Source organism: Bacillus hominis (assembly GCF_018332515.1).
Classification (GTDB): domain Bacteria; phylum Bacillota; class Bacilli; order Bacillales; family Bacillaceae_G; genus Bacillus_A; species Bacillus_A hominis.
This window is the reverse complement of record NZ_BOQD01000442.1, coordinates 1-3,026: the sequence shown is the minus strand read 5'-3', so window position 1 is coordinate 3,026 and position 3,026 is coordinate 1. Positions and strand designations below refer to the sequence as shown.

3 protein-coding genes are annotated in these 3,026 nt (G+C 36.1%); 1 reads left to right on the top strand and 2 read right to left on the bottom strand.

Annotated elements, in window-relative coordinates:
- Positions 1-64: 64 nt before the first annotated feature.
- A complete protein-coding gene (locus tag KI356_RS26185) occupies positions 65-298 on the top strand; it encodes a spore germination protein (RefSeq protein WP_002015747.1) in 234 nt (77 codons plus the stop codon).
- A 157-nt stretch (positions 299-455) separates the two neighbouring features.
- On the opposite strand, the gene cydB is transcribed toward KI356_RS26185, so the two are convergent.
- Together cydB and cydA are read right to left on the bottom strand one after the other, a co-directional pair.
- Positions 456-1,484, bottom strand: a complete 1,029-nt coding sequence (cydB, locus tag KI356_RS26180) for a cytochrome d ubiquinol oxidase subunit II (RefSeq protein WP_212936903.1) — start codon at positions 1,482-1,484, stop codon at positions 456-458.
- Positions 1,474-2,823, bottom strand: a complete 1,350-nt coding sequence (cydA, locus tag KI356_RS26175) for a cytochrome ubiquinol oxidase subunit I (protein ID WP_128282923.1) — start codon at positions 2,821-2,823, stop codon at positions 1,474-1,476. Before cydA ends, cydB begins: the two co-directional genes overlap by 11 nt.
- Positions 2,824-3,026: the final 203 nt, after the last annotated feature.

Below are 3,026 nucleotides of genomic sequence, written 5' to 3'. Positions count from 1 at the left end.
AGTGCTTTTTCTTATTTACACATGCTATTTTTTTAGGCGATTCTCATAGAATGGGAGTAATGAAATGAAAGTAGGTGATAAAATGCCAGCTATTGTTGAAGGGGTTATTATTGAGAACTGTAACGGGACAATTAACTTAGGTGATAAATATAACGTACATCCGATTGAAAAAACGAAAGCTTATAACGGATCGGGATCTTCAAATACCGGATTAAATGTGAGGACATTCAGTGGTATTAGTACGGCAGATGTAACGGATAACGATGTGTATGACCAAGTAATTCAATCTACGTTATAATTTTTATATGTAAAATTGCATAAAGTGATGTATTTGCCTTGTGATACAATTGAGTTGTTAGTGATACTTCTTTATCATAGTTGTTAGATTAGAAATGTAACATCTTATCGAAAATCATACGTAAAAAAGACACTTCGCTCGAAGTGTCTTTTTCATTTTAGTGATAGCCTTTAGCAGAGTCTTTATGAATTTTATTTTTAAATATGCTGTAGCTCCAAAGCTGATATCCAATAACGATTGGTACCATGACGATTGCAACGAAGAACATAATTTTTAAGTTTAATTCACTACCGGCTGCGTTATATAACGTTGTACTGTATGCGTCGTTAATACGTGATGGTAACATTCTTGGGAACATACCTGCAAAACCAGTTGTCATAAACATTGCGATTGTTAAGCAAACGAATGTGAATGCAAGGCCGATTTTATGTTTGTAAACCATAATAAGTGCGAGTACACTCATTAACATTGCAAGTACTGGAAGAATGAATAGTACAGGATATTCCGTGAAGTTTTGGAATAAATTTGTACGATTTGCAGTTGCGACATAGAAGATAGCTAAAATGATAGCAGCTGCCATTGAAAATGGTCTTGCGATTTTATAAGCACGATCAGATACTTCGCCAGTCGTTTTAATCATAACCCAAAGGGCACCAGATACGACGAATATAGCAGTGAAGAAAAGCCCACCTAAAATACCATAATGGTTTAGTAAGCTAAGTAAATTTCCTTCATAACCATTTTTTCCGATTTCTAGTCCGTAATATAGATTAGCGAATGTAACACCGAATAAGAAGGCGATTAGGAAACTACCAATTGTAAATGCCCATTTACAAGTTTTTTGCCAAATTGGTGAATCGTCTTTATGCATAAATTCAAGTCCAGCGGCACGAGCAAATAGTGCAAGTAATACTAAAAATAGTGGTGTATATAGGTAACTAAACATATTTGCATATGTGACTGGGAAGGCAGCAAATGTTGCGCCACCGGCTGTAATTAACCATACTTCATTACCACCCCAGAACGGGCCAATAGCTTCTTGTAATTGATTTCGTTCTTGTCGGTCTTTCGCAACGAATGGGAAAATCATCCCGTTACCGAGTGCGTAGCCATCAAGAATGAAGTAAACGGTCCAAATTACGCCCCATAAACCGAACCAGATGACTGCAAGCATATCATGAGACATGAGCTGTACCTCCTTCAGTAGCAGGTTCTTCTAATGCAGCTGGTCCTTTTTTCGCGAACTTCAGCATTAAGTATACGTCTGCAATTAAGAGTAAAGTGTAGAACAAGATTAAACTAATTAACGAGAACCAAATTTGCGGGACTGATATAGGTGATACAGATTCTGCTGTACGCATCAGTTTATATACTGTCCATGGTTGGCGACCTACTTCAGCGACAATCCAACCAGCATTAATTGCAATGTATGGAAGTAAGACAGACCACATTGTAATTTTTAAATAACGTTTTGAGTTTTCTAGTTTTCCTTTTCGGTTTAAATAGAAACCGAACCAAGTTAATGCCATAAAGAACATACCAAGTGCAACCATTAAGCGGAAGCTATAGTACACGAGGTTAACATTTGGACGATCTTCTTTCGGAATATCTTTTAAACCAGTAATTTCGCCATCAAATGAGTTTGTATAGAAGAAACTTCCTAGCTTTGGAATAGTAAGGAATTCAAAGTTCTTTTCATTTTTCACATCAGGAATTTGAATGATTGAGAAGCCTTGTCCTTTTCCAGTTTCCCAAACTGCTTCCATTGCAGCTCCTTTTGCTGGTTGATATTTAGCAGCTGATACCCCGGATTGATGTCCCATAAAAGGTGTAATAGTTGCTGCGAATAATCCTAACATTAAACCAAACTTAAATGATTTTTTGAAGAATTCCACTTCATTTTTACGTAGTAAGTGATATGCACTAATTGCCATAACGAAGAAAGCGCCGACAATATAACAACCAATTACAGTATGGAAGAACATATTCCATGCATATGGATTTGTAACAAGAGCCCAGAAGTCATTTAATTCAGCGCGGCCGTTACGTACTACGTAGCCAACAGGATTTTGCATGAAACCGTTTGCTGTAATAATCCAAAGGGCAGAAATATTTGTTCCAAGTGCGACCATCCACATACAGAAGGCACGGAACTTTGGTGAAATTTTATCTTTACCGAATAACCATATCCCCATGAAGGTAGATTCTAAGAAGAAGGCAACGAGTGCTTCAATTGCGAGAGGTGATCCGAAAATATCTCCCATATATTTGGAGTACTCAGACCAGTTTGTTCCAAATTGGAATTCCATCGTAATACCGGTTATAATCCCCATTACGAAGTTAATTGTAAATAATTTCCCCCAGAAATTTGCCATTTTGCGGTATGTTGGATTCAATGTGCGGGCGTATTGAGTTTCCATACATGCTACTAAAATAACAAGTCCGATTGTCAAAGGTACAAATAAAAAGTGATAAAAAATAGTAATTGCAAATTGAAAACGACTCAGTAACAGAACGTCGGACATAATAAATATTCACTCCTTTTTTACATTATCTACAATTAGTTTATAGTGAAAATAGGAGTAAGGTATGTGAGACTTGTTACAAAGCTGTGTGTATATTTTGAAAGGATTATGTCGGTTATCTGAAAATATATTGCTTTTATAATAAAACAATATCCTTTTTGAGTTTTTCATATTTTGGTACACTATATATGTAATGTAAATGA

What these genes read in the sequence shown, in the direction of transcription:
- KI356_RS26185 (WP_002015747.1), top strand. Translation starts at nt 65, where the DNA reads ATGAAAGTAGGTGATAAAATGCCAGCTATTGTTGAAGGGGTTATTATT.
- cydB (WP_212936903.1), bottom strand. Translation starts at nt 1,484, where the DNA reads ATGTCTCATGATATGCTTGCAGTCATCTGGTTCGGTTTATGGGGCGTA.
- cydA (WP_128282923.1), bottom strand. Translation starts at nt 2,823, where the DNA reads ATGTCCGACGTTCTGTTACTGAGTCGTTTTCAATTTGCAATTACTATT.